The following is a 21,910-nucleotide window of genomic DNA, read 5'->3' as shown; positions in this document are numbered from 1 at the left end:
GCGGGCCAGCCGGGGCGGGTTCGGGTCAGGTCGGTCATGGCATCGCGCCTTGCATCGACTCGGATGACGGCCAACCTGCTCCCTCAAGTTCACTTGAGGTCAAGACCTGTGCCCACCCGTCGCCGTACTGCGAGCCTGAGCGTCGGCGGGCTTGCCCGGCGGTCGGGCGTGGCGCCGAGGGCACGGGGCCGCGCAGGCTCGACCCCGACCCCTGAGCCGTCACGTCCGCATGAAGAACGCCTCGCGCGCGATCTTGCCGGCGGCGTTCAGCGTGTAGACCGCCACCTCCTTCATCTGGAAGCGTGCGCCGCGGGCCTTGTCGGTCGCGTCGACCTCGAACACCACCGAGAACTGGTCGTCGCCGTGCAGATAGGGGCCGTCGACGTTGCTGGAATGCACCTCGAAATGCTCGTCCCACCAGGCGTGCTTGCCGCGGATCCCGTCGAGGCCGCTGACCTGTCGTCCCGAGCCGTCGACATCGGCCGCCTCGACCGAAACCGCGTCTTCGGCGTAAAGCTCCTTCAGCCCCTTCTCCTCGTTGCCGGTGCGGCAGTTCTCGACCAGCTGGCTGGCCACGGATTTCAGCGTATCGCTCGGCATCGGATCCCCCCAAAGATGTTCACTATATGTTCACGCTATCCGCAAGCCATGATTCGGGCAATGCCGATGGCGGGATGGAGATGCCTCCTCATGTCTCACGGCCTGAAACATCCGCTTCGTATGGTGGAAGCCGGCGACAGCCGCGGGCGCGCGGATTGGCGGTGGGAGGCCTAGGGCCGCCGCGCGTCCTGCGCGTCGCGGTCCAGCAGCGCGGCCTTGTCCAGGGTGAACCGGCTGTCCACCCAGGTGGCGTGCAGCCGGTTCAGCGCCGCGCCAAGCGCCGGCCCCGGACCGTAGCGGTCCATCAGGTCGGCCGCCTTCAGCGGAAACCGCGCCGCCGCGCCGGCGTCGATGCCCGCGCGCCAGTCCGGCGCCAGCGGCGCGCCCAGCGCGGCGGCGCGGATCAGCGCCGCGTCCTCGGCCACCCCGGCGCCGAACCGTTCGGCGGCGGCATGGTCGGGCAGGGCATCGCCGAGGCAGGTCCGCACCTGCTCGAGGTGGCGGGCGTCGGCGCGGGACAGGCGCAGCGCCGCGGCCCGGTCGCCGTCGCCCAGCGCCGCCAGGCGCCGCTGCCAGCGCGGCGCCAGCCCGGCCCGCCGTTCCAGATGCACCAGCACCGGCAGCGTGTCCGCGTGCGCGCCGGGCAGGGCGCGCTCCAGAACACCGGTCCGCTGCATCACGGCGACCGCGGGGGCCGGGTCCGCGGCGTCCAGCAACTTCACGACCTCGCTGCCGATCCGCTCGCGGCTGACCGGGTCCAGCGCCGTGTCCGCGGCGGCGACGGCGGTCAGCCCGTCGGCATCCAGCCCCTGCGCCGGATCGCCGTAGATCGCGCTGAAGCGGAAGAAGCGCAGCACCCGCAGCCCGTCCTCGGCGATGCGCTCGGCGGCATCGCCGATGAAGCGCACGCGCCGGGCGCGCAGGTCCGGCAGGCCGCCGAGCGGGTCGTGCACCGCGCCGGCGGCGTCCGCGTAGAGGGCGTTCATGGTGAAGTCGCGCCGCGCGGCGTCCTCGGCCATGTCGTCGGAAAAGGCGACCACCGCGCGGCGACCGTCGGTCTCGACATCGCGGCGGAAGGTCGTCACCTCGTGCGGCGCGTCGGTCACCAGGGTGACGGTGCCGTGCTCGACGCCGGTGGGCACCGCCTTGATGCCGGCGGCCCGCGCCAGATCCAGCACCCGCTGCGGGCGGGCATCGGTGGCGATGTCGATGTCGGCGACCGGCAGGTCCAGCAGCGCGTTGCGCACGCAACCGCCGACGAAATAGGCCTGGTGGCCGCCGTCCGCCAGCATCCGCATGACGTCGGCGGTGCCGCGGGCGCGCACCCAGTCTGCGTCGAGCCGGGTCACCCCGCCTGCACCCGGTCCGACAGCGCCTTCAGGATCCGCGCGGTCGCGCCCCAGATATAGTACGGACCCCAGGGCACCGCGTAGTAGCGTCGCCTGCGACCGTTCCAGTCGCGCTCGTGCACCTGGTAATTGACCGGATCGAGCAGGAACGCCAGCGGCACCTCGAACACCTCGGCAACCTCGGCCTCGGCGGCGCGGACCGAGAAACCCGGCGCCACCCGGCCGACGTGCGGCTCGACGTCGAAGCCGGTGACGGTCTCGTGCCGCGGCATCGCCCCGAGCGGCGCGACCAGCGCCGGCTCGAGGCCGATCTCCTCCTGCGCCTCGCGCAGGGCGGCATGCCAGCTCGAGGCGTCGCCGGCATCCACCCGCCCGCCCGGAAAGGCGATCTGCCCCGGATGCGCCTTCAGCCGCCGCGAGCGGCGGGTCAGCAGTACATGGGGGCCGTCGTCGCGCTCGACCAGCGCGATCAGCACCGCGGCGGGCTTGAGCTTGCGGCCGGGGGGAAGGGCGGTGCGGATATCGGGCGCCAGATCGAAATCCGAGCTGTCGCCCCGCCACGGCCCGCGCAGCAGCCGGGCCAGACGGTCGTCGCCCGGCGCGGCCGGGGCCGCGCCGGAGCGGGTGGTGTCTATGGCCGGAGCGCCGGGCACGTCAATGCTTGGCCTCGAAGCCCAGCGCCTCGGGCGCAAACTCGTAATGCGCGCCGCAGAACTGGCAGTCGGCGGTGACCTTGCCGTCGTCGGTGGTCATGTGGGCGATGTCCCTGGCCGAATAGATCGACAGCGACTGCACCACCTTCTCGGGGCCGCAGGTGCAGCCGAAATGCACCGGCTGCACCTCGAACACGCGCGGCTGCTCTTCGTGGAACAGCCGCACCAGCAGCGTGTCCGGGGTGACGTGCGGGCCGATCAGCTCGGTCGTCTCGACGGTGTCGAGCAGCGTGTTCACCCGGTTCCAGTCCTCGGCGTCGTCGCCGTCCAGCAGATCGTCCCGGGTCAGCAGGCCGCCCTCGCCCGAGCCTTCGGACGCCACCGAGGGCGAAGCCTTGGGCATGTGCTGCACCATCACGCCGCCGCCGCGCCACTCGGCCTTGTCGCCGCCGGGCACCGCGGCCTGCGCCATCGCCAGTGCGAAGCGGGTCGGCAGCTGCTCGGACTGGGCGAAATAGGTCTCGGCGCAGGCCGCCAGCGAATCGCCGGTCAACGGCGTGATGCCCTGGTAGGGCACCATGCCCTCGCCCTGGTCGATCAGGATCGCGAACATGCCCTTGCCCATCGCCTCGAACGGCGTGCCGCGATGACCGGCCAGACGCTCCGCGTCGTAGCCGGCGTAGGCGCGGACCCGGCCGGGCTGGCCTTCCTTCTTCGGACCGAAATAGTCGGTGGCGATCAGCCGGATCGGCCCGTCGCCGCGGATCTGCAGCGACAGCTTCCAGCGCAGCTTGATGGTCTGCCCGATCATCGCGGTCAGCAGCGCGGCCTCGGCCACCAGCGCCTCGACCTGCACCGGGTAGTCGTGCTGGTCCAGGATCGTCTGCAACGACCGGTCGAGCCGGGCCACCCGGCCGCGGATGTCCGCCCGGTCAAGTTGGAACGGCAGGACGGTGTCGTCCCACGCGATGGCTTTTGCAAGGGTCATGGCTAAGCTCCTTACTGGCGCAAGATCGCCAGGAAGTCACCCAGATAGTCACGCGTCCGCGGCTTGCCAACCCTTGCCATACAGACCGTCCCGCGGCACAGCATGGCGCCGATGAGACGTTTCGGCACGCCCCCCAGACCCGGCATCCGCTATACCGACCGGCCCGGCGCCTACGGCGTCATCCCCGGCCCGGGCGGTCTGCTGCTGACCGGGCAGACCCGGCCCCGGGTCGAGATCCAGCTGCCGGGCGGCGGCATCGATCCGGGCGAGACGCCGGTGCAGGCGCTGCTCCGCGAGGCGCGGGAGGAGACCGGCTGGACGATCCGCGTGCGCCGCCGGCTGGGCGTCTACCAGCGGTTCACCTGGATGCCGGAATACCGGCTGTGGGCGCGCAAGATCTGCCACATCTACCTGTGTGCGCCCGGCCTGCGCCTCGGCCCGCCGCACGAGGTCGGCCACCGCGCGCTGTGGATGCCGCCCGGGCGCGCCGTGCGGGCGCTGGGCAGCGACGGCGACGCCTGGCATGTCGCGCGTCACTTCCGGCTGCTCTGAGCCGCGCGCAGCAGCGTCTCCAGCCGGTCCAGAAAGCGCGATCGGTCGGCCCTGGAGAAGGCCCGGCCGCCGCCCTGCAGGAACGGGTCCGAGGCGCGCAGGTCCGCCATCAGGTCCCGCGTCGCCAGCCGGGGACCGATGTTCCGGTCGGTCAGCAACTCGCCGTCATGGGTGAGCACCTTCGCGCCGCCCTCGATGCAGCGCGCCGCCAGCGGCAGGTCGGCGGTGACGCAGACGTCGCCCGGACCGGCGTGCGCCGCGATCCACTTGTCGGCCTCGTCCGGGCCGTCGGGAACCACCACCACCGCGACCAGCGGGTCGTCCACCGGGCGCAGGCCACCGTTGCACACCAGCTTTACCGGCACCTTGTGGCGGGCCGCGACGCGCTGCACCTCGGCCTTCACCGGGCAGGCGTCGGCATCGACATAGACGGTCACGCGAACAGCGCCTCGGCGTGGAACGCCATGTGATCGGCCATGAACGACGCCATGAAGAAATAGCTGTGATCGTACCCCTTCTGCATCCGCAGGATCGCCGGCTGCCGGCGCTCGGCGATGGCGGCAGCCAGCGCCTCGGGTTGCAGCAGGTCCAGGAACTGGTCGTCGGTGCCCTGGTCGATCAGCAGCGGCAGGTCCAGACCGGTCTCGCGCATCAGCAGGGTCGCGTCATGCGCCGCCCACGTGCCCTCGTCCGTGCCCAGATAGGCCGCGAACTGCTTGCGCCCCCAGTCCGAGGCCGCCGGATGGGCGATCGGCGCGAAGGCCGAGACCGAGCGGAACCGCTCCGGCTCGCGCAAGGCTATCGTCAGCGCGCCGTGCCCGCCCATCGAGTGCCCGCAGATCGCCTGCGCGCCCTCCTCCAGATCGAAATTGCGGAACAGGACCGTCGGCAACTCCCCGGTGATGTAGCTGTACATGCTGAAATGCGGCGCCCACGGCGCCTCGGTCGCATCGACGTAGAACCCTGCGCCCTGGCCCAGGTCGAAGGCCTCGTCATCCGCGATCCCGGCGCCGCGCGGCGAGGTGTCGGGGAAGACAACAGCCATGCCGTGCTCGGCCGCCCAGCCTTGCGCCCCGGCCTTGGTCATCGCGTTCTCGTGGGTGCAGGTCAGGCCCGACAGGTACCACAGCACCGGCACCGGGCCCGCCGCCGCCTGCGGCGGCAGGTACACGGCGAAGGTCATCGGGCAGCCGCAGACGTCGCTGTCGTGGCGGTAGACGCCCTGCACACCCTCGAAGCAGCGGATCTCGGACAGGGTTTCCATGCACGGTTCTCCTTCAGTTCAGCAGCGCGATCACCGCGGACAGGGTCAGCACGCTGATCGTCGTGGACACCAGAATGGTGGACGAGGCGCGCATCGGCGCCACGCCGTAGTGCTGAGCGATGATATAGACGTTCCCGGCGGTGGGCATGGCCGCGGCAGCGATCATCACGCCGACGATCTGCATCGGCAGGTCGAAGACGTACCAGGCCATCGCCCCGACCGCGGCCGGGTGCAGGATCAGCTTCGCGGTGCTCAGCCACAGCGCGACGCCCAGCCGCTCGGCGGACTTGCCGGCCAGCGAGGCGCCGATCGCGAACAGTGCGCCCGGCGTGGCGGCGCCGCCCAGCAGGTCCAGGAAATCCGCCGCCGGGCGCGGCATCGGCAGCGCCAGCGCCGACCACAGCAGGCCGGCGGCCATCGACATCACCATCGGGTTCTGCAGCAGCCCGGTCAGCACCCGGCCCGCCAGCGCCAGCCCGGCGCCGCCGCGCGCGGCGACCAGGATCACCACGATCAGCGAGCCGAAGAAGATCAGATCGATGCTCAGGATCATCAGGATCGGCCCGGCGGCGTGGCTGCCCAGCAGCATCGTCAGCATCGGCAGCGCCAGAAAGCCGACGTTGCCGATCACCCCGCACTGCGCCTCCACCGCCGCCTCGGCGAAACCGATGCCCCGGCGCAGCGCGGCGGCGGTGACCACGAGGTACAGCGCCAGCGTCGGCAGGAAGTAGGCCAGCCCCAGCGCGGGGTTGAAGATCTGCTCGAACGGCAGTTTCGAGGCGAAGTTGAACAGCATCGCCGACAGCGCGAAGTAGAAGACGAACTTCGTCAGTGCCGCCACTTCCGCCGGGCCGAACATCCGCGCCCGCGCCGCGCCATAGCCGCAGCCGACCACCAGAAAGAACGGCAGCGTCCTCAGGAAGATTTCCAGCATCCGCGCTCAGCTGCCGGTTTTGCGGCGGCGCGGCTTCAGCTTGACGTAATGCGCATTCCCTTCCGAGCGGATCTCGTAGTCGTTGGCCGCCCGGATCAGGTCGATCAGCTTGCGATAGCCATAGGTGCGCGGATCGAAGTCCGGATAGCGCTTGGACAGCTGCTGCCCGATCATCCCCAGGTTCGCCCAGCCCTCGTCGTCCTCGACGTCGGCGAAGGCGTTGCGCAGCAGTTGCAGCCCGCGCGAGATGGTCTCGCCCTTGGCGGTCGCCGCCGGCGTCTCGTCCTGCGCGCCGAGGTTCTCGATGAAGATGAAGCGCTTGCAGGCCATGCGGAACGCCTCGGGGGTCTTCTTCTGGCCGATGCCGTAGACGTCCTTGCCCTGCTCGCGGACGCGCTGCGCCAGCCGGGTGAAGTCGCTGTCCGAACTGACCAGCACGAAGCCGTCGAAGCGCCCGGTGTGCAGCAGGTCCATCGCGTCGATCACCAGCGCGATGTCGCTGGCGTTCTTGCCCACGGTGTTGGCCGGCTGGTGGTGCGGCACGATGCCCAGCGCCGCCTGCTCGCTGGACCAGCCGCGCATCGACGAGGACGAGAAGTCGCCGTAGATCCGGCGCACGCTGGCCTCGCCCAGCGTCGCGATCTCCTCGAAGATCGCTGTTGCGGCCTTGTACGACGTGTTGTCGGCGTCGATCAGGACGGCGAGGAGGGGGGTGTCATCGGCCATGGGGCAAAATCCCGGGTTGCGTGTCATCCCAACCTCTTAACGCAGCACCTTCCAGGACGCGAGGCCCGAGCGGCATGAACCTGCCCCGCCGCCATCGCCCCTGGCCGACGCCGGATGCCTCCGGCGGGGATACTTGGGGACATTGGAAGCTGCATCTTGAAAGGGCGACGCCCCGCCACCTTTCGGCCGCGGGGCGCCTTCCAACGTCACGGTCATCGGCATCCCTGCCTGTACCGTGGGCTCATTTCGCCATGCTTCGGTTAACCGGGGCTTAAGAGCCTTCCAATGTCTTCAAATATCCCCGCCGGAGGCATCCGGCGCCAGGTTCAATCGCAGCGGTGTAAGCCCCGCGCCTCGCGATCAGAAACGAGACATTCGCCCGTCCTCAGGTGCCGTTCGATGATCTTGGCCAAGTGCTTGCGCTCGCGCGTGACCTCGCCGCGCCGGACTTCCAAGCGGATCCGGTCGGTCGCTGTGTCGACCTCACCCAGATAGACATCGGCCCGCCTGTTTTCCCTGTGCGTGGTCCAGACATCTTCGCCGAAGTTCCCGATCCTGTGGATCGTGGATCGGTCCGGTTCCGGGAATATCACAAGAATCTCGGCGGGATCGCTCAATAGACCACGACCGATCGGATCGACTCGCCCGCATGCATCAGGTCGAAGCCCTTGTTGATCTCGTCCAGGCTCAGCGTGTGGGTGATCATCGGGTCGATCTCGATCTTGCCCTGCATGTACCAGTCCACGATCTTCGGCACATCCGTGCGCCCGCGCGCGCCGCCGAAGGCGGTGCCGCGCCAGACCCGGCCGGTGACCAGTTGGAACGGCCGGGTCGAGATCTCGGCGCCCGCGGGCGCGACGCCGATGATGATGCTTTCGCCCCAGCCCTTGTGTGCCGATTCCAGCGCGGTGCGCATGACGTCGACGTTGCCGGTGGCGTCGAAGGTGTAGTCGGCGCCGCCCCTGGTCAGGTCCACCAGAAAGGGCACCAGGTCGCCCTCGACCTCTGCCGGGTTGACGAAATCGGTCATGCCGAAGCGTTCCGCCATCGGTTTCTTGTCCGGGTTCAGATCGACGCCGACGATCTGGTCGGCGCCCGCCAGCCGCAGGCCCTGGATCACGTTCAGCCCGATCCCGCCCAGGCCGAAGACGATTGCGCGGCTGCCGATCTCGACCTTGGCGGTGTTGATCACCGCGCCGATGCCGGTGGTCACGCCGCAGCCGATGTAGCAGATCTTGTCGAACGGCGCGTCCTGCCGCACCTTCGCCAGCGCGATCTCGGGCACCACGGTGTGGTTGGCGAACGTCGAGCAGCCCATGTAGTGGAAGATCGGCTCGCCATCGAGCGTGCGGAACCGCGAGGTGCCGTCGGGCATCAGCCCCTGGCCCTGGGTCGAGCGGATCTTCTGGCACAGGTTCGTCTTGGGGTTCAGGCAGTACTCGCACTCCCGGCATTCGGGGGTATAGAGCGGGATCACATGGTCGCCCGGCCTCAGGCCGGTGACGCCCGCGCCGACCTCGACCACCACGCCGGCGCCCTCGTGGCCCAGGATCGCCGGGAAGATGCCTTCGGGATCCGCGCCCGAGCGGGTGAACTCGTCGGTGTGGCAGATGCCGGTGGCCCGGATCTCGACCAGCACCTCGCCGGCGCGGGGGCCGTCCAGTTCGACCTCGGCAATCTCCAGCGGGGCTACGGCCTTGGTGGCGATGGCGGCGCGGGTTCTCATGGCGGCTCTCCCTTGACGGCGCGGCTGTCGCGGGCACCCTGCCGTGAAGGGCCTCGATTGGCAAGCGACGGAACATTCGTGCCGCGCCGTAGAACCGGGTGCAAGCGGCGGGAAGGCCTGCCGCCCGAACCCTGGAGAACGACGACATGAAGACCTATCGCAGCATCCTGGCCATCGGCGCCTCGGCCCTGGTCATCGCCACCGCTGGCCTTGCGCTGGCCGACGGTCCCCGCGGCGGCGACGCGCGCATGGCCCACGCCCGTCAAGACGGCGGTCACGGCATGCGCGGCGATCGCGGCGCCCGCGGCGCGATGATGATGGCCCGTTTCGCCGAGCAATTCGACACCGACGCCGACGGCAACATCACCCAGCAGGAGATCGACGCCGCCCGCGCCGCCCAGCTGGCCGAGTTCGACGCCGATGGCGACGGCGCGCTGACCCTGCAGGAGTACGAGGCGCTGTGGCTGGACGCGATGCGCGAGCGCATGGTGGACCGGTTCCAGGCCCATGACGACGACGGCGACGGCAGCGTCACCGCCGAGGAGTTCGGCGAGGAATTCGCCGGCATCGTCGCCCGCCGCGACCGCAACGGCGACGGCGTGCTGAACGCCGACGACATGCAGCGCCGCGGGATGATGAACGGCGGAATGATGAACCGCGGCCCGATGGACCGCGGCGGCGACGCCCCGGCAGAGGCACCGGCGGAGTGAGCCGCGGCCGCACCTGACACCGGAAGGGGCCGTGCGCGGCCCCTTTTTCTCAGTCCGGATCCACCTTGCCGCGCAGTTCCTTGACCGCGCCGCGCTTGGTCTTGGCCTCCAGCCGCCGGCGCTTCGAGGCCAGGGTGGGCCGGGTCGGGATCCGCCGTTTGGGCCGGGTCAGCGCCTTGCGCACCAGCTCGGCCAGCCGGTCGCGGGCCTCCTCGCGGTTGCGGGCCTGGCTGCGGTGGGTGTCGACCTGGATCAGCACCGCGCCGTCCTTGGTCCAGCGGCTGCCGGCCAGCCGGCGCAGCCGCGCCTTGGCGTGCTGCGGCAGGCTGGGCGAACGCTCGGCCTCGAAGCGCAGCTCGACCGCGGTCGAGACCTTGTTGACGTTCTGCCCGCCCGGCCCCGAGGCGCGGACGAACTGCTCGGTCAGTTCCCAGTCCTGGATCTCGATCTGGTCGGTGATGTGCAGCATGGCGGTGAACATATCGCGGGGGCGGCAGAAAGAAACAGGCCGCGCCCATTGCGCGGCCTGTCCAAGAGCTTGAGTTTCGGAGGCAGGGTCTGGCGGTCGTACCCTAAGCGGTGCGGCCAGAACTGCCGGAGCTGTCCGTCAGGACGACCACTCCCGCTTGAACCCGACACCATTCTCCAAAATCTCAATCGACATTGGATCACCTCCTTCCAGTTGCTGCGGTTGCCGTCAGCGTGGCACAGCACCGACGAATGTCAAACCATTTTCACGCGTCAGGCGGTCTCGGCCGGACGCAGCCGCAGCACCAGCGCACGGAACGGGGCAAGCGCGACCAGCGCCACGCCCAGCTTGACGAAGTAGTCGGCCACGGCCAGCGACATCCACAGCGGCGCGGCGGGGCCGAGGCCCAGCAGCGGCAGCACCTCGTTGGCCCAGGACACGTCCTCGGCCGGGCTGATCGCGGCGTAGCGGGCCGAGAACGCCAGCGCGAAGAACAGCGCCGTGTCCACCGCCCCGCCCAGGATCGACGAGACCAGCGGCGCGCGCCACCAGGCGCCGCCGCGCAGCGCGCTGAAGATGCCAACGTCCAGCAGCTGCGCCGCCAGGAAGGCGGTGCCCGAGGCGATGGCGACGCGGAAGCTGACCAGCGGCCCGAATTCGCCAGGGATCTGGCTGCCGACCAGCGAGCACAGCACGCCGACGGCGAAGCCGGCGAACACCACCTTGCGGGCGGCGGCCGCACCATAGAGACGGTTCATCAGGTCGGTGACCAGGAAGGCGAACGGATAGGTGAAGGCGCCCCAGGTCAGCCAGTCGCCGAGCAGGATCTGCACCAGGATGTTCGACAGCACGACGATCGCGGCCATCGCCGCGACGCCTGCCAGTAGGCCCTTGTTCATGCGGTTCGTTCCGTTTTTTAGAAGGTTGCGGAGACTTCAGCGGCGGCGATTAGCGCAATCCGCCGCGCCCCGCAAGCGTCAGCGGCGGAACCGGTCGGCCAGCCGCTCCAGCGCCGAGCGGGTGTCGGGCTGTGGCTCGGGCTGTGGCTCGGGCTGCGGCTCGGGCTGCGGCTCGGGCGGCGATGCCGGGCGCGGCGCGGGTTTCGGATCGGGTTGCGGTTGCGGCTTGGCGGCGGCGTTGCGGTCCTTGCCCATGCGCAGCGCGACGGCGTTCATGAATCGCCCGCCGTCGCCCGCGGCCAGCGCGGGCGCGCCGTCGGCCACGCCGCGCAGCAGGTCGTCCAGCCAGTCGCGGTCGGCCTTGGCAAAGTCGCTCAGCACATAGTTCGAGACCAGGTTCCTGTCGCCCGGATGACCGATCCCCAGCCGCACGCGGGTATACTCCGGCCCGATGTGCTGGTGCAGCGAGCGCAGCCCGTTGTGCCCGGCGTGCCCGCCGCCGGTCTTCACCCGCACCTTGCCGGGGGCCAGGTCCAGCTCGTCGTGGAACACGATCACGTCGGCCGGCTCCAGCTTGTAGAACCGCATCGCCTCGCCCACCGCCTGGCCGGACAGGTTCATGAAGGTTTCGGGCTTGATCAGCAGCACCTTGTCGGTGCCCAGCCGCCCCTCGGCGACCCGGCCCTGGAACCTGGACTTCCAGGGCTGGAATCCGTGCGCGCCGGCGATCGCCTCGACCGCCATCCAGCCGATGTTGTGGCGGGTACCGGCGTATTTCGGCCCGGGATTGCCGAGCCCGGCGAAGATCAGCATGAATCAGGCCCCGAGGCAGTGCGTCGTCCGGGGGGTATAGCCCAACCGGGCCGGGGCGCAAGGCCGGGCGGCGCGCGGCGTGGGCGGTTTGGCGGCGCGCAAATGAAAAGGCGCCGCCCGGGGGCGACGCCTTGGTCCAGGCCGAAGGGGCCGGTCTCAGCCCTCGGCGGGTGCTTCTTCCGCTTCGCCTTCGGCAACCTCGCCCTCGTCCTCGTCGGCCGCGGCCAGACCGGACGGGGCCGAGATGTTGGCGATCATGAAGTCGCGGTCGGTGATCATCGGACGGGTGCCTTGCGGCAGGTCGATGGCCGAGATGGTCAGCGTGTCGCCGATCTTCAGCCCGGTCAGGTCGGCGGTCACCTTCTCGGGGATGTTCCCGGCGGTCACCTTCAGTTCGACCTCGTTGCGCACGATGGTCAGCACGCCGCCCTTGCGCAGGCCCGGGCACTCGTCCTCGCCGGTGAACTCGACCGGGATCAGCAGGTTGATCCGCGAGCGCGCGCTCAGCCGCAGGAAATCCACGTGGGTCGGCAGGTCGCGGACGATGTCGCGCTGCACGTTGCGGCAGATGACCTTCTCTTCCTTGCCGTCGACGCTGACCGTCAGCAGGGTCGACAGGAACTTGCCGGCCTTCAGGCGCTTGTACAGCTCGTTGTACTTGACGTTGATCGGCTGCGGATCGGCGCCGCCACCGTAGATGACTCCGGGCACGAGGCCCTCACGACGTGCCGTGCGGGCGGCCCCCTTGCCTGTCCCCGCGCGCGCCGTGGCGGTGAGAACGGTGTTCTCGGCCATGGTCTTACCTCCAGTAAAATGACCGCGCGGGGCCCTCCAAGGGTGGAACACCCGCGCGAAGGCTGCCTTTTACGCCATCGCGGCCGAATTGCAAGGCGGATTCGCGGCGGCATCACCGGCCGCCCCCGGCGCTTGCCTTCCCCGGCCCCCGCGCGCAGGATGTGCCCGCTTCGCGAACCGGGACGACTAGAAGAAGGAGCGGGGTCCATGCCCGTCATCACATGCATCGAGGATCTGCGGCGGATGGCCGAGCGGCGCGTGCCGCGGGTGTTCTACGACTACGCCGACAGCGGCTCGTGGACCGAGCAGACCTACCGCGAGAACAGCGCGGACTTCAGCAGGATCCGCCTGCGCCAGCGCGTCGCGGTGAACATGGAGCGGCGCGACCTGGCGACCACCATGGCCGGGCAGCCGGCGGCGATGCCGGTGGCCCTCGCGCCGACCGGGCTGACCGGCATGCAGCACCCCGACGGCGAGATCCTGGCGGCGCAGGCCGCCGAGGAGTGCGGCGTGCCGTTCACCCTGTCGACGATGTCGATCTGCTCGATCGAGGACGTCGCCGCGGCGACGTCCAGCCCGTTCTGGTTCCAGCTTTACGTGATGCGCGACCGCGACTTCGCCGCCGGCCTGCTGGACCGCGCCAAGGCGGCGGGCTGCTCGGCGCTGGTGCTGACCCTGGACCTGCAGGTGATCGGGCAGCGGCACAAGGACCTGAAGAACGGGCTGGGCGCGCCGCCGAGGCTGACGCTGGCGAACATCCTGAACATGGCGACCAAGCCGCGCTGGTGCCTGGGCATGGCGCAGACGAAGCGCTGGAACTTCGGCAACATCGTCGGCCACGCCAGCGGGGTGGAGGACATGGGCACGCTGGCCGAGTGGACCGCCGCCCAGTTCGACCCGACGCTGACCTGGGACGACATCGACTGGATCCGCGACCACTGGGGCGGCACCCTGATCATCAAGGGCATCCTCGACCCCGAGGACGCCCGCATCGCCGCCGACAAGGGCGCCGACGCGATCATCGTGTCGAACCACGGCGGGCGGCAGCTGGACGGGGCGATGTCCTCGCTGACGGTGCTGCCGCAGGTCGCCGACGCCGTGGGCGAGCGCTGCGAGGTGCATTTCGACGGCGGCATCCGCTCGGGGCAGGACGTGCTGAAGGCGCTCGCCATGGGCGCGCGGGGCACCTATATCGGCCGCGCCTTCCTTTACGGGCTGGGGGCGATGGGCAAGCCGGGGGTGACCGCCGCGCTGGAGCTGATCCGCAAGGAGCTGGAGCTGACGCTGGCGCTGTGCGGACGCAACGACGTGCACGACCTGGACCTTTCGAACCTGGTGTTCCCGCACCAGATCCCGGCGCCGCTGGGGCCGTACCAGTGGCAGCCGCAGGGCAAGCTGGCGGCCGAGTAGGCGGGATTTCACCGTGGAAACCCCCTCAAGGCATCGTAATCGCTGAAGAACTCCTTGTTAATAAGGTGTTGACGCGGCGCGCCGCCCCGCCGAGCGGCCGCGGGCCGGACCGGCGGCGGTGGTAATCGCTGGCGGCTTTTCCCGTCGCTTCGGCTGTGAGGAAGGGACGCCGTGGGTGTTCGCGAAACCCTCATGATGCGCATGTTCGGGCGCCCGAAGCGCCTGCCGGGCCGGATCGGCGGCCGGCTGATGCTGCGCCGCACGGGCGCTTCGTCGGCGTCGATCCCCCGCCGGTGATGCTGCGGCCACGGGTCCGGCGCGCGTTCAGGACGCGTCCGTTATCCCCGGCACCGGCACGCCCGCCTGCAGCCCGTCGCAGAACGCCGCGACCGTCGCGGCCAGCGCCGGCCAGTCGGTGAACTCGCGGTCGGCCCCCGCCGGCACCGGATCGCGGTCACGCAGCACGACGTGGTTCACCACCTTCGACTGGTAGTAGTCATAGCTGCTGGCCCGCACCGCGCCCGCCACCAGCGCCTCGCGGTCGGGGGCGAGGCCGGTGCGCATCTTCATCTCGAGCAGGTAGTCCTCGGCGGCCTCCAGGCCCTCCGGGAACGCGGCGCTGAGGCTGACCGACAGCATCAGCGTCGGGATCCGGATCAGCCCGCGGGCCTGCGCGCGCAGCCGGGTCTCGAATTCCGGCGGGTGGCGGCGCTCGTGGACCGGCGCGGCGAGGATCGCGGCGTCGATGCCGCCCAGCGGAATCGCGCGGTCGGCGGCGGCGGCGGCCAGCACCGGCCGGTGCCCCGCGCGCGCGACGCTGGCTGCGGCGAAGCGGGCGATCTTTCCGGTCTGGCCCTCGACGGTGGCGTAGTAGATCAGGATCTTCATCAGGCGCTCCCCCTGCTGTCGAGCCGGCGGGCCCGTGTCCGGGCCCGGCGCCGATCATCGCCGACCGGCGCACGGATGACATTGACCGGGATCAAGTTGCCGGCCCCGGACCGGGCCGGATGCCGGGCGGGGCCTCAGCCCCGGTGCGCGCCCTCGGCCAGCGCGCGGACGAAATCGAGCACCTGCGCCGGCGACTTGCCCGCCGCCAGTTCCTGCACGATCGCCGAGCCGACCACCGCGCCGTCGGCGACGCCGGCCAGCTGCTGCGCCGCCTCGGGGCTGCGGATGCCGAAGCCGACGCAGACCGGCAGGTCGGTGGCGGCCTTGATCCGCGCGACCTCGGGGCCGACGCGGGCGGCGTTCGCCGCCGCCGCGCCGGTGATGCCGGTGATCGAGACGTAGTAGACGAAGCCCGAGCTGTTCTGCAGCACCCTGGGCAGGCGCCTGTCGTCGGTGGTCGGCGTCGCCAGGCGGATGAAGTTCAGCCCGGCCCTTGCCGCGGGCAGGCACAGCTCGTCGTCCTCCTCGGGGGGCAGGTCGACGATGATCAGCCCGTCGATCCCGGCCCCTTTCGCTTCCGCCAGGAAGGTCTCGACGCCCATGGAATAGATCGGGTTGTAGTAGCCCATCAGCACGATCGGGGTGCTGTCGTCCTGCTGGCGGAAGGCCCGGACCAGATCCAGCGTCCTGCGCAGGGTCATCCCCGCCTCCAGCGCGCGGCCCGCGGCCAGCTGGATCGCCGGGCCGTCGGCCATCGGGTCGGTGAAGGGCAGGCCCAGCTCGATCACGTCGACGCCGGCGGCGGGCAGGCCGCGCACCACTTCCAGCGAGGTGTCGTAGTCCGGATCGCCCGCCATGACATAGGCGACGAAGGCCTTGCGCCCGTCCTGTTTCAGCTTGGCGAAACGTGCCGCGATCCTGCTCATGCCCGGCCCCCGTGGTTGCAACCTTGGCGGTTTGCGGCATGGCGCGCGGAAAATCAAGCGGGCGCAGCCGCACGGGCGGTGCGCGCCCTTGCCCTCGCCCGGCGGGGCCCTTAGGTAGGCGCGGCAGTTTCCGGGAGACGCAGCATGGGTTTCAAGATGGGCATCGTGGGCCTGCCGAACGTCGGCAAGTCGACCCTGTTCAACGCGCTGACGCGGACCGCCGCGGCGCAGGCGGCGAACTTTCCGTTCTGCACCATCGAGCCGAACGTCGGCGAGGTGGCGGTGCCCGACCCGCGGCTGGACAGGCTGGCCGAGATCGCGAAGTCGCGGCAGGTGATCCCGGCGCGGATGACGTTCGTCGACATCGCCGGGCTGGTGAAGGGCGCCAGCAAGGGCGAGGGGCTGGGCAACCAGTTCCTGGCCAACATCCGCGAGTGCGACGCCATCGCCCATGTGCTGCGCTGTTTCGAGGACGACGACGTCACCCATGTCGACGGCCGGGTCGACCCGATCGCCGACGCCGGGGTGATCGAGACCGAGCTGATGCTGGCCGATCTGGAGAGCATCGAGAAGCGGCTGGCCGGGCTGGTGCGGAAGGTCAAGGGCGGCGACAAGGAGGCCGTGCAGGCGCAGGCCCTGCTGGAGCGCGCCAGGGCGGCGATCGAGGGCGGCCAGCCGGCGCGCGCGGTCGAGGTCTCGGACGAGGAGCGCAAGGCCTGGAGCATGCTGCAGCTGCTGAGCGCGAAGCCGGTGCTGTACGTCTGCAACGTCGAGGAGGCGCGCGCCGCCACCGGCAACGACAGGTCCGCCGCGGTCGCGAAGATGGCCCGGGAACAGGGCGCCGGCTCGGTGGTGATCTCGGCCGCGATCGAGGAGGAGATCGCCCAGCTCGAGGACGAGGAGCGGCGCGAGTTCCTGGACGAGATGGGGCTGGAGCGCGCCGGGCTCGACCGGCTGATCGAGGCCGGCTACGCGCTGCTGGGCCTGGCCACCTATTTTACCGCCGGCCCGAAGGAGGCGCGCGCCTGGACGATCCCGCAGGGCGCCACCGCGCCGCAGGCGGCGGGCGTGATCCACGGCGATTTCGAGCGCGGCTTCATCCGCGCCGAGACCGTCGCCTATGCCGACTACGTCGCCTGCGGCGGCGAGGCCGGGGCCCGCGAGGCCGGCAAGCTGCGCGCCGAGGGCAAGTCCTATGTGGTCCGGGACGGCGACGTGATGCACTTCCTGTTCAACACCTGACGGGCAGTATGCTCGCGTTAACCTAACGCCCGTTTACGTTGACTCGCATTCATAATTAAGTTGCCGGTCATGTTCGCTTAGCCGGCTGTTTATCCGGCCCTGAAACCATGAGCCATGCAAGGCGGGTTATCTCCGCGAATACTTGCAGGGGTGTCATGGGAACTGTAATCGAATTCGGCTTCGTGATTGTCGCCGACAGTCTTGCGCCGATCTACGGGGTTTCGGATCTTGAGTTCGTCTCCGGACCCGGCGGCGATTACCTGATTGCCGGCTCGGAACTTCAGGGCAGCGTGACCTCGTTCCGGATCGAGGCGGGCAGCCTGCCGCAGGTCGCGGCGCGGGTCGAGCGCAGCGACGCCACCGGCACCGACGCGCTGAGCGATCTGGTGCTGGTGCCGCGCCCGGACGGCGCCGACGTGCTGACGCTGGGCCGGTACGACGACAACTACGCGCTGTTCGGGCTGGACGCCGGCGGCGGGCTGACGCTGGAACAGCAGCTGGGCGGCGATCCGGCGCTGTACGCGCGCGGGCTGGCCGGAACCGCGTTCGCCTCGGGCGATCGCAGCTACATCTACAGCACCCGGTTCGGCGCGCCGGGGTTCGAGGTGTTCCGCATCGACCGCTACGACGTGGTCACCCACATCCAGACCGTGAACGACACCGCCTGGCGGCGGCTGGGGGACGTCACCGACCTGCACGCCGGCGTACTGCATGGCCGGCAGATGCTGTTCGCCGCCTCGGCCGGCGATCCGGGGGTGCACAGCTTCGACGTGCGCGACAACGGCAAGCTGCTGCTGGGGGATCGCGCGGTGCCGCAGAACGCCGGGCATTTCGCCTCGGCCAGCGATCTGGAGACGGTGCAGATCGGGCCGCGGGCCTTCCTGCTGGTGGCGGCGGCGGAGTCCGATTCGATCACCGTGCTGCGGGTGTCGCAGGGCGCGCGACTGAACATGGTCGACGACGAGGAGGACACGCTGGACACCCGCTTCGAGGGAGTGCGCGACATCGAGGTGTTCCAGACCCTCGACCGCACCTTCGTCGTCGCCGCGGGATCGGACGACGGCGTCAGCCTGTTCGAGCTGACCTACCGCGGCAAGCTGGTGCACCTGGAATCGGTGCGCGACGAGTTCTTCACCACGCTGGCGGACGTGTCCTCGCTGGAGGTGCAGGTGGTGGACGGGACCGCGTACGTCTACGTCGGCTCGACGCTGGAGGACGGCGTGACCGAGCTGATCGTGGACCTGTCGCGTTCGGGGCAGGATCTGCGCGGCGACGCCGTGCCCGACCACATCGTCGGCACCGCCGGCGACGACGTGATCTGGGGCATGGGCCGGTCCGACACGCTGCTGGGCAAGGGCGGCGACGACCGGCTGATCGACGGGCGCGGCCGCGACGTGCTGACCGGCGGCGCCGGCGCCGACGTGTTCGAGTTCCTGCCCGACGGGCGCACCGACTGGATCACCGATTTCCAGCCCGGAATCGACCGCATCGACCTGACCGATTTCGACCATGTGAACCACCCGTCCTCGGTCTACCTGGGGGCGCGGATCAACGGCGCGGTGATCAAGGTCGGTGCCGACATCATCCGACTGGCCAGCCCCGACGGCGAGCCGTGGGACCTGTCGGCGTGGAAGGACGACATGTTCATCTTCGGCTGAGGGAACCGGCGCGCCGCCGGCCGCGTTTTCCTGCTTGGAGGTGCCATGGCGAAACGTCCCGTCTGGAAGGGGCAGTTGCGGCTGTCGCTGGTCTCGATCGCGGTGGAACTTTACACCGCGACCAACAGCGGTGCGCGCATCTCGTTCCGGCAGATCCACGAACCCAGCGGCAAGCCGGTGAAATACCAGAAGGTGGTGCCCGGCGTCGGCCCGGTCGATACCGGCGACATCGTCAAGGGCTACGAGCTTGGCAAGGACGATTACGTCCTGCTGGACCCGGAGGAGGTCGACGCGATCCGGCTGGAGACGAAGAAGACGATGGAGGTCGTCCAGTTCGTCGGCGCCTGCGAGATCCCGCCGCTGTACTACGACAAGCCCTACTACCTGGTGCCCGCCGACGATCTGGCGCAGGACGCCTACCGGGTGGTGCGCGACGCGCTGCGCCGGACCGAGAAGACCGGCCTGTGCCAGGTCACCCTGCGCGGGCGCGAGCATCTGGCCGCGATCCGGCCCTGCGGCGACGGCCTGCTGCTGGAGACGCTGCACTATGCCGACGAGATCGCCGAGGCCGATCCGCTGTTCCGCGACATTGCCGACGATCCGCCCGAGGACGAGCTGCTGGAGGTCGCCGAGCAGCTGATCGAGAAGCGCAGCGCGCCGTTCGACGCCAGCGCCTTCAAGGACAACTACGCCGTGGCGCTGCGCGAGCTGGTGACCCGCAAGACCAGGTCGAAAGGCGCGAAGCGCGTCACCGCCGAGGACAAGGATCTGCCCGAGGACGGCGGCAACGTCGTCGACCTGATGGCGGCGCTGAAGCAGAGCCTGGACAGCGCCGGCGGCGGCAAGGGCCGGGGCGGCAAGACCGCGTCGCGCGCCAAGTCCACCGGCCGCAAGACCGCGACCCGCAAGAAGTCGGCCTAGCCGATGTCGCGGCTGGAGGAGTACAACCGCCGCCGCGACTTCCGCGCTACGCCCGAGCCGAAGGGCCGCGCGGGCCGGGGCCGCAGGCGCGGCCTGGGCTATTCGATCCAGAAGCACCACGCCCGGCGGCTGCATTTCGACCTGCGGCTGGAATGGGACGGCGCGCTGCTCAGCTGGGCCGTGACCAGGGGTCCGTCCACCGACCCGGCCGACAAGCGGCTGGCGGTGCGCACCGAGGACCACCCGCTGGACTACCGCACCTTCGAGGGCGAGATCCCCGCCGGCCATTACGGCGCCGGCCGGGTGGAGCTGTGGGACGAGGGGCAGTGGGTGCCCGAAGGCGACGTCGACGCCGGGCTGGCGGAGGGCAAGCTGAAGTTCGCGCTGAAGGGCGACCGGCTGACCGGCGGCTGGACGCTGGTGCGGATGCGGCCGAAGAACGGCGAGTCGCGCGAGAACTGGCTGCTGATCAAGGAACGCGACGCCGAGGCCACCGGCGCGCTCGACGCCGCCGACGAGCGCGGCGCCCCGCCCGCCGGCTTCGATCTGAAGACGCCGGCGTTCCGCCCGCTGCAGCTGGCCAGGCTGGTCGACGCCGCGCCCGGCGGAGATGACTGGCTGCACGAGACCAAGTTCGACGGCTATCGCTGCCTGGCGGCGCTGGGCCGCGACGGGGTGCGGCTGTACACCCGTTCGGGCAAGGACTGGACCGACCGCTTCGCCGGGCTGCCCGAGGCGTTCGCGCGGCTGGATTGCCGCAACGCGCTGATCGACGGCGAGGTGGTCTCGGCGCGCGGCGGCGAGGGATCGACCTTTTCGGCGTTGCAGCAGGATCTGGAGGCCGGGCGCAAGGTGCGCTTCGCCGCGTTCGACCTGCTGGAGCTGGACGGCAAGCCGCTGGTCAAGCGCCCGCTGTCCGAGCGCAAGCCGGCGCTGGCGGCGCTGCTGGCGGGGCAGCCGAAGGCCGGCGCGGTGTTTCTCAGCGAGCATGTGGTCGGGCGCGGGCCCTCGGTGTTCGCGGCGATCGCGAAAGCCGGCGGCGAGGGCATCGTCTCGAAGCGGCTGGACGCGCCCTACACCGGGCGGCGCAGCGGCGCGTGGCTGAAGATCAAGGCGACGCGGCGGCAGGAGTTCGTGATCGGCGGGCTGACGCCCTCGCAGGCGCAGGGGCGGCCGTTCGCCTCGGTGCTGATCGGCGCGTGGGAGGGCGACCGGCTGGTGTATCGCGGCCGGGTCGGGGCCGGGTTCTCGGATGCCGACCTGGAGCGGGTCGCGGCGCGGGTGCGGCGGCGCAAGACCAGCCCGTTCGACGACGCGGTGCCGCGGTCGGTGGCGCGCGGCGCGCAGTGGGTGACGCCGGAGCTGGTCGCCGAGATCGATTTCGCGGAACTGACCGATGGCGGCGCGGTGCGGCACGGCACCTTCCGCGGGCTGCGGCAGGACAAGCCGGCGAAGGAGGTGCGGATGGAAACCGCGGCAGAGCTGACGCTGCGCGGGGTGAAGATCTCCAGCGCGGAGCGGACCGTGTTCCCCGAGGCCGGGTGCACCAAGGGCGACCTGGCGCGGTACTACGACGCCGCCGCCGAGCGGCTGCTGCAGACCGCCGCCGCCCGCCCGGTGTCGCTGCTGCGCTGCCCCGAGGGGATCGACGGCGAATGCTTCTTCCAGAAGCACGCCGGCAAGGGCTTTCCCGAGGCGATCGGTCGGGTCGGGATCGAGGAACGCTCGGGCAAGACGGCGGAATACATGATGCTGGACAGCCCCGGGGCGCTGGTCGCGGCGGCGCAGGTGGGCGCGATCGAGTTCCACCTGTGGGGCGCGCGCGCCGACCGGCTGGACCGGCCCGACCGGCTGGTGTTCGACCTGGACCCGGACGAGGGGCTTCAGTTCGCCGCGGTGCGCGACGCGGCGGCGGAGCTGCGCGACTTTCTGGCCGGGATCGGGGTCGAGACCGCGCCGATGGTGACCGGCGGCAAGGGGGTGCATGTGATCGCCCATTTGCGCCGCACCAGCGGCTGGGACACGATCAAGGGATTCTCGCACACCGTGGCGCAGCACTTCGCCGACGCGCAGCCGGACCGGTTCGTGGCGACGATGTCGAAGGCGCGGCGCAAGGGGCGGATCTTCATCGACTGGCTGCGCAACGAGCGCGGTGCCACCGCGATCGCGCCGTGGTCGGTGCGCGCGCGCCCCGGCGCGCCGGTCGCGGTGCCGGTCAGCTGGGACGAGCTGGCGAAGCTGACGTCCGCGAACGGCTTCGACATGGGCGCGGCGCGCGCGCGGCTGTCGCGGCACTGCCCGCTGCAGGCGCTGGGCGCGCAGTCGGTCGGCACGCAGGTCGTCGAGCGGCTGGAGCGGGCGATCCGCCGCTGAGCGCGGCGCGCCGT

Annotated in this window: 23 protein-coding genes; 7 read left to right on the top strand and 16 right to left on the bottom strand. The window is 70.6% G+C overall.

What is annotated here, in order from left to right; genetic code table 11:
• Positions 1-219 precede the first annotated feature (219 nt).
• From GE300_RS07945 to hslO, 4 genes are all read right to left on the bottom strand, one after another.
• The gene (locus tag GE300_RS07945; RefSeq protein WP_154446012.1) at positions 220-600 is read right to left on the bottom strand and encodes a SnoaL-like domain-containing protein; all 381 of its coding nucleotides are present in this window, start codon (positions 598-600) and stop codon (positions 220-222) included.
• A gap of 170 nt (positions 601-770) precedes the next feature.
• Entirely contained in the window at positions 771-1,949 is a 1,179-nt protein-coding gene (locus tag GE300_RS07940) for a CCA tRNA nucleotidyltransferase (RefSeq protein ID WP_407647698.1), read from the bottom strand.
• Positions 1,946-2,533 carry a CoA pyrophosphatase gene (locus tag GE300_RS07935; RefSeq protein WP_154446132.1) on the bottom strand — a complete coding sequence of 196 codons (588 nt, stop codon included), beginning with the start codon at positions 2,531-2,533 and terminating at the stop codon, positions 1,946-1,948. Before GE300_RS07935 ends, GE300_RS07940 begins: the two co-directional genes overlap by 4 nt.
• 70 nt (positions 2,534-2,603) lie before the next feature.
• The gene (gene hslO / locus GE300_RS07930) at positions 2,604-3,590 is read right to left on the bottom strand and encodes an Hsp33 family molecular chaperone HslO (RefSeq protein ID WP_154446011.1); all 987 of its coding nucleotides are present in this window, start codon (positions 3,588-3,590) and stop codon (positions 2,604-2,606) included.
• Positions 3,591-3,701: 111 nt separating this feature from the next.
• Here hslO and GE300_RS07925 point away from each other — a divergent pair, with 111 nt between their 5' ends.
• Entirely contained in the window at positions 3,702-4,142 is a 441-nt protein-coding gene (locus tag GE300_RS07925; protein WP_154446010.1) for an NUDIX domain-containing protein, read from the top strand.
• Here GE300_RS07925 and GE300_RS07920 read toward each other — a convergent pair.
• The 6 genes from GE300_RS07920 to GE300_RS07895 form a co-directional block, all read right to left on the bottom strand.
• On the bottom strand, positions 4,124-4,579 hold the full coding sequence (locus GE300_RS07920) for a YaiI/YqxD family protein (protein ID WP_325063153.1): 456 nt from the start codon (positions 4,577-4,579) through the stop codon (positions 4,124-4,126). The genes GE300_RS07925 and GE300_RS07920 overlap by 19 nt on opposite strands.
• Complete coding sequence (gene fghA, locus GE300_RS07915) at positions 4,576-5,406, bottom strand: S-formylglutathione hydrolase (RefSeq protein WP_154446009.1); 831 nt, start codon at positions 5,404-5,406, stop codon at positions 4,576-4,578. The genes GE300_RS07920 and fghA overlap by 4 nt, the downstream gene beginning before the upstream one ends.
• A 13-nt stretch (positions 5,407-5,419) precedes the next feature.
• Entirely contained in the window at positions 5,420-6,340 is a 921-nt protein-coding gene (locus GE300_RS07910; protein ID WP_154446008.1) for an AEC family transporter, read from the bottom strand.
• Positions 6,341-6,346: 6 nt separating this feature from the next.
• Positions 6,347-7,066 carry an NYN domain-containing protein gene (locus tag GE300_RS07905; RefSeq protein WP_154446007.1) on the bottom strand — a complete coding sequence of 240 codons (720 nt, stop codon included), beginning with the start codon at positions 7,064-7,066 and terminating at the stop codon, positions 6,347-6,349.
• A 326-nt stretch (positions 7,067-7,392) separates the two neighbouring features.
• On the bottom strand, positions 7,393-7,683 hold the full coding sequence (locus tag GE300_RS07900; protein ID WP_154446006.1) for a hypothetical protein: 291 nt from the start codon (positions 7,681-7,683) through the stop codon (positions 7,393-7,395).
• Positions 7,680-8,792 (bottom strand): S-(hydroxymethyl)glutathione dehydrogenase/class III alcohol dehydrogenase, encoded by a 1,113-nt coding sequence (locus GE300_RS07895; RefSeq protein ID WP_154446005.1) that lies wholly within the window; start codon positions 8,790-8,792, stop codon positions 7,680-7,682. The genes GE300_RS07900 and GE300_RS07895 overlap by 4 nt, the downstream gene beginning before the upstream one ends.
• A gap of 146 nt (positions 8,793-8,938) precedes the next feature.
• Between GE300_RS07895 and GE300_RS07890 the strand changes: the two genes are divergently transcribed.
• The gene (locus GE300_RS07890; protein WP_154446004.1) at positions 8,939-9,502 is read left to right on the top strand and encodes an EF-hand domain-containing protein; all 564 of its coding nucleotides are present in this window, start codon (positions 8,939-8,941) and stop codon (positions 9,500-9,502) included.
• A 49-nt stretch (positions 9,503-9,551) separates the two neighbouring features.
• Here GE300_RS07890 and arfB read toward each other — a convergent pair whose 3' ends face one another.
• The 4 genes from arfB to GE300_RS07870 all read right to left on the bottom strand — a co-directional run bounded on the left by arfB (position 9,552) and on the right by GE300_RS07870 (position 12,478).
• On the bottom strand, positions 9,552-9,971 hold the full coding sequence (arfB, locus tag GE300_RS07885) for an alternative ribosome rescue aminoacyl-tRNA hydrolase ArfB (protein ID WP_154446003.1): 420 nt from the start codon (positions 9,969-9,971) through the stop codon (positions 9,552-9,554).
• A gap of 272 nt (positions 9,972-10,243) precedes the next feature.
• Positions 10,244-10,870 (bottom strand): queuosine precursor transporter, encoded by a 627-nt coding sequence (locus GE300_RS07880; RefSeq protein WP_154446002.1) that lies wholly within the window; start codon positions 10,868-10,870, stop codon positions 10,244-10,246.
• A gap of 78 nt (positions 10,871-10,948) precedes the next feature.
• On the bottom strand, positions 10,949-11,683 hold the full coding sequence (pth, locus tag GE300_RS07875) for an aminoacyl-tRNA hydrolase (protein ID WP_154446001.1): 735 nt from the start codon (positions 11,681-11,683) through the stop codon (positions 10,949-10,951).
• A 156-nt stretch (positions 11,684-11,839) separates the two neighbouring features.
• Positions 11,840-12,478 (bottom strand): 50S ribosomal protein L25/general stress protein Ctc, encoded by a 639-nt coding sequence (locus GE300_RS07870; protein ID WP_154446000.1) that lies wholly within the window; start codon positions 12,476-12,478, stop codon positions 11,840-11,842.
• Between the two features lie 207 nt (positions 12,479-12,685).
• Between GE300_RS07870 and GE300_RS07865 the strand changes: the two genes are divergently transcribed.
• Complete coding sequence (locus GE300_RS07865) at positions 12,686-13,888, top strand: alpha-hydroxy acid oxidase (protein WP_154445999.1); 1,203 nt, start codon at positions 12,686-12,688, stop codon at positions 13,886-13,888.
• 324 nt (positions 13,889-14,212) lie between these two features.
• Here the strand turns inward: GE300_RS07865 and GE300_RS07860 are convergent, their stop codons facing one another.
• Together GE300_RS07860 and trpA are read right to left on the bottom strand one after the other, a co-directional pair.
• Complete coding sequence (locus tag GE300_RS07860) at positions 14,213-14,776, bottom strand: flavodoxin domain-containing protein (RefSeq protein WP_154445998.1); 564 nt, start codon at positions 14,774-14,776, stop codon at positions 14,213-14,215.
• A 134-nt stretch (positions 14,777-14,910) separates the two neighbouring features.
• Positions 14,911-15,702, bottom strand: coding sequence for a tryptophan synthase subunit alpha (gene trpA / locus GE300_RS07855; protein ID WP_154445997.1), 792 nt, complete (start codon positions 15,700-15,702; stop codon positions 14,911-14,913).
• Positions 15,703-15,846: 144 nt separating this feature from the next.
• On the opposite strand from trpA, the gene ychF reads away from it, so the two are divergent.
• From ychF to ligD, 4 genes are all read left to right on the top strand, one after another.
• Positions 15,847-16,944: a redox-regulated ATPase YchF gene (ychF, locus tag GE300_RS07850; RefSeq protein ID WP_154445996.1), complete on the top strand. Its 1,098-nt coding sequence runs from the start codon at positions 15,847-15,849 to the stop codon at positions 16,942-16,944.
• Between the two features lie 155 nt (positions 16,945-17,099).
• Positions 17,100-18,602, top strand: coding sequence for a calcium-binding protein (locus tag GE300_RS07845; RefSeq protein ID WP_154445995.1), 1,503 nt, complete (start codon positions 17,100-17,102; stop codon positions 18,600-18,602).
• Between the two features lie 45 nt (positions 18,603-18,647).
• On the top strand, positions 18,648-19,523 hold the full coding sequence (ku, locus tag GE300_RS07840) for a non-homologous end joining protein Ku (protein WP_154445994.1): 876 nt from the start codon (positions 18,648-18,650) through the stop codon (positions 19,521-19,523).
• Positions 19,524-19,526: 3 nt separating this feature from the next.
• The gene (gene ligD, locus GE300_RS07835) at positions 19,527-21,896 is read left to right on the top strand and encodes a DNA ligase D (RefSeq protein WP_154445993.1); all 2,370 of its coding nucleotides are present in this window, start codon (positions 19,527-19,529) and stop codon (positions 21,894-21,896) included.
• The last annotated feature ends 14 nt before the right edge of the window (positions 21,897-21,910 follow it).

It is taken from the genome of Halovulum marinum, from assembly GCF_009697225.1.
GTDB classification, from domain to species: domain Bacteria; phylum Pseudomonadota; class Alphaproteobacteria; order Rhodobacterales; family Rhodobacteraceae; genus Halovulum; species Halovulum marinum.
Note: the sequence above shows the minus strand (reverse complement) of the source record. Positions and strands in the feature narration are given on the sequence as shown.

Excerpts from the sequence above, each read along its gene's own strand:
- GE300_RS07945 (WP_154446012.1), bottom strand. The coding sequence starts at position 600 with ATGCCGAGCGATACGCTGAAATCCGTGGCCAGCCAGCTGGTCGAGAAC.
- hslO (WP_154446011.1), bottom strand. The coding sequence starts at position 3,590 with ATGACCCTTGCAAAAGCCATCGCGTGGGACGACACCGTCCTGCCGTTC.
- GE300_RS07925 (WP_154446010.1), top strand. The coding sequence starts at position 3,702 with ATGAGACGTTTCGGCACGCCCCCCAGACCCGGCATCCGCTATACCGAC.
- fghA (WP_154446009.1), bottom strand. The coding sequence starts at position 5,406 with ATGGAAACCCTGTCCGAGATCCGCTGCTTCGAGGGTGTGCAGGGCGTC.
- GE300_RS07910 (WP_154446008.1), bottom strand. The coding sequence starts at position 6,340 with ATGCTGGAAATCTTCCTGAGGACGCTGCCGTTCTTTCTGGTGGTCGGC.
- GE300_RS07905 (WP_154446007.1), bottom strand. The coding sequence starts at position 7,066 with ATGGCCGATGACACCCCCCTCCTCGCCGTCCTGATCGACGCCGACAAC.
- GE300_RS07895 (WP_154446005.1), bottom strand. The coding sequence starts at position 8,792 with ATGAGAACCCGCGCCGCCATCGCCACCAAGGCCGTAGCCCCGCTGGAG.
- GE300_RS07890 (WP_154446004.1), top strand. The coding sequence starts at position 8,939 with ATGAAGACCTATCGCAGCATCCTGGCCATCGGCGCCTCGGCCCTGGTC.
- arfB (WP_154446003.1), bottom strand. The coding sequence starts at position 9,971 with ATGCTGCACATCACCGACCAGATCGAGATCCAGGACTGGGAACTGACC.
- GE300_RS07880 (WP_154446002.1), bottom strand. The coding sequence starts at position 10,870 with ATGAACAAGGGCCTACTGGCAGGCGTCGCGGCGATGGCCGCGATCGTC.
- pth (WP_154446001.1), bottom strand. The coding sequence starts at position 11,683 with ATGCTGATCTTCGCCGGGCTCGGCAATCCCGGGCCGAAATACGCCGGT.
- GE300_RS07870 (WP_154446000.1), bottom strand. The coding sequence starts at position 12,478 with ATGGCCGAGAACACCGTTCTCACCGCCACGGCGCGCGCGGGGACAGGC.
- GE300_RS07865 (WP_154445999.1), top strand. The coding sequence starts at position 12,686 with ATGCCCGTCATCACATGCATCGAGGATCTGCGGCGGATGGCCGAGCGG.
- GE300_RS07860 (WP_154445998.1), bottom strand. The coding sequence starts at position 14,776 with ATGAAGATCCTGATCTACTACGCCACCGTCGAGGGCCAGACCGGAAAG.
- trpA (WP_154445997.1), bottom strand. The coding sequence starts at position 15,702 with ATGAGCAGGATCGCGGCACGTTTCGCCAAGCTGAAACAGGACGGGCGC.
- ychF (WP_154445996.1), top strand. The coding sequence starts at position 15,847 with ATGGGTTTCAAGATGGGCATCGTGGGCCTGCCGAACGTCGGCAAGTCG.
- GE300_RS07845 (WP_154445995.1), top strand. The coding sequence starts at position 17,100 with ATGGGAACTGTAATCGAATTCGGCTTCGTGATTGTCGCCGACAGTCTT.
- ku (WP_154445994.1), top strand. The coding sequence starts at position 18,648 with ATGGCGAAACGTCCCGTCTGGAAGGGGCAGTTGCGGCTGTCGCTGGTC.
- ligD (WP_154445993.1), top strand. The coding sequence starts at position 19,527 with ATGTCGCGGCTGGAGGAGTACAACCGCCGCCGCGACTTCCGCGCTACG.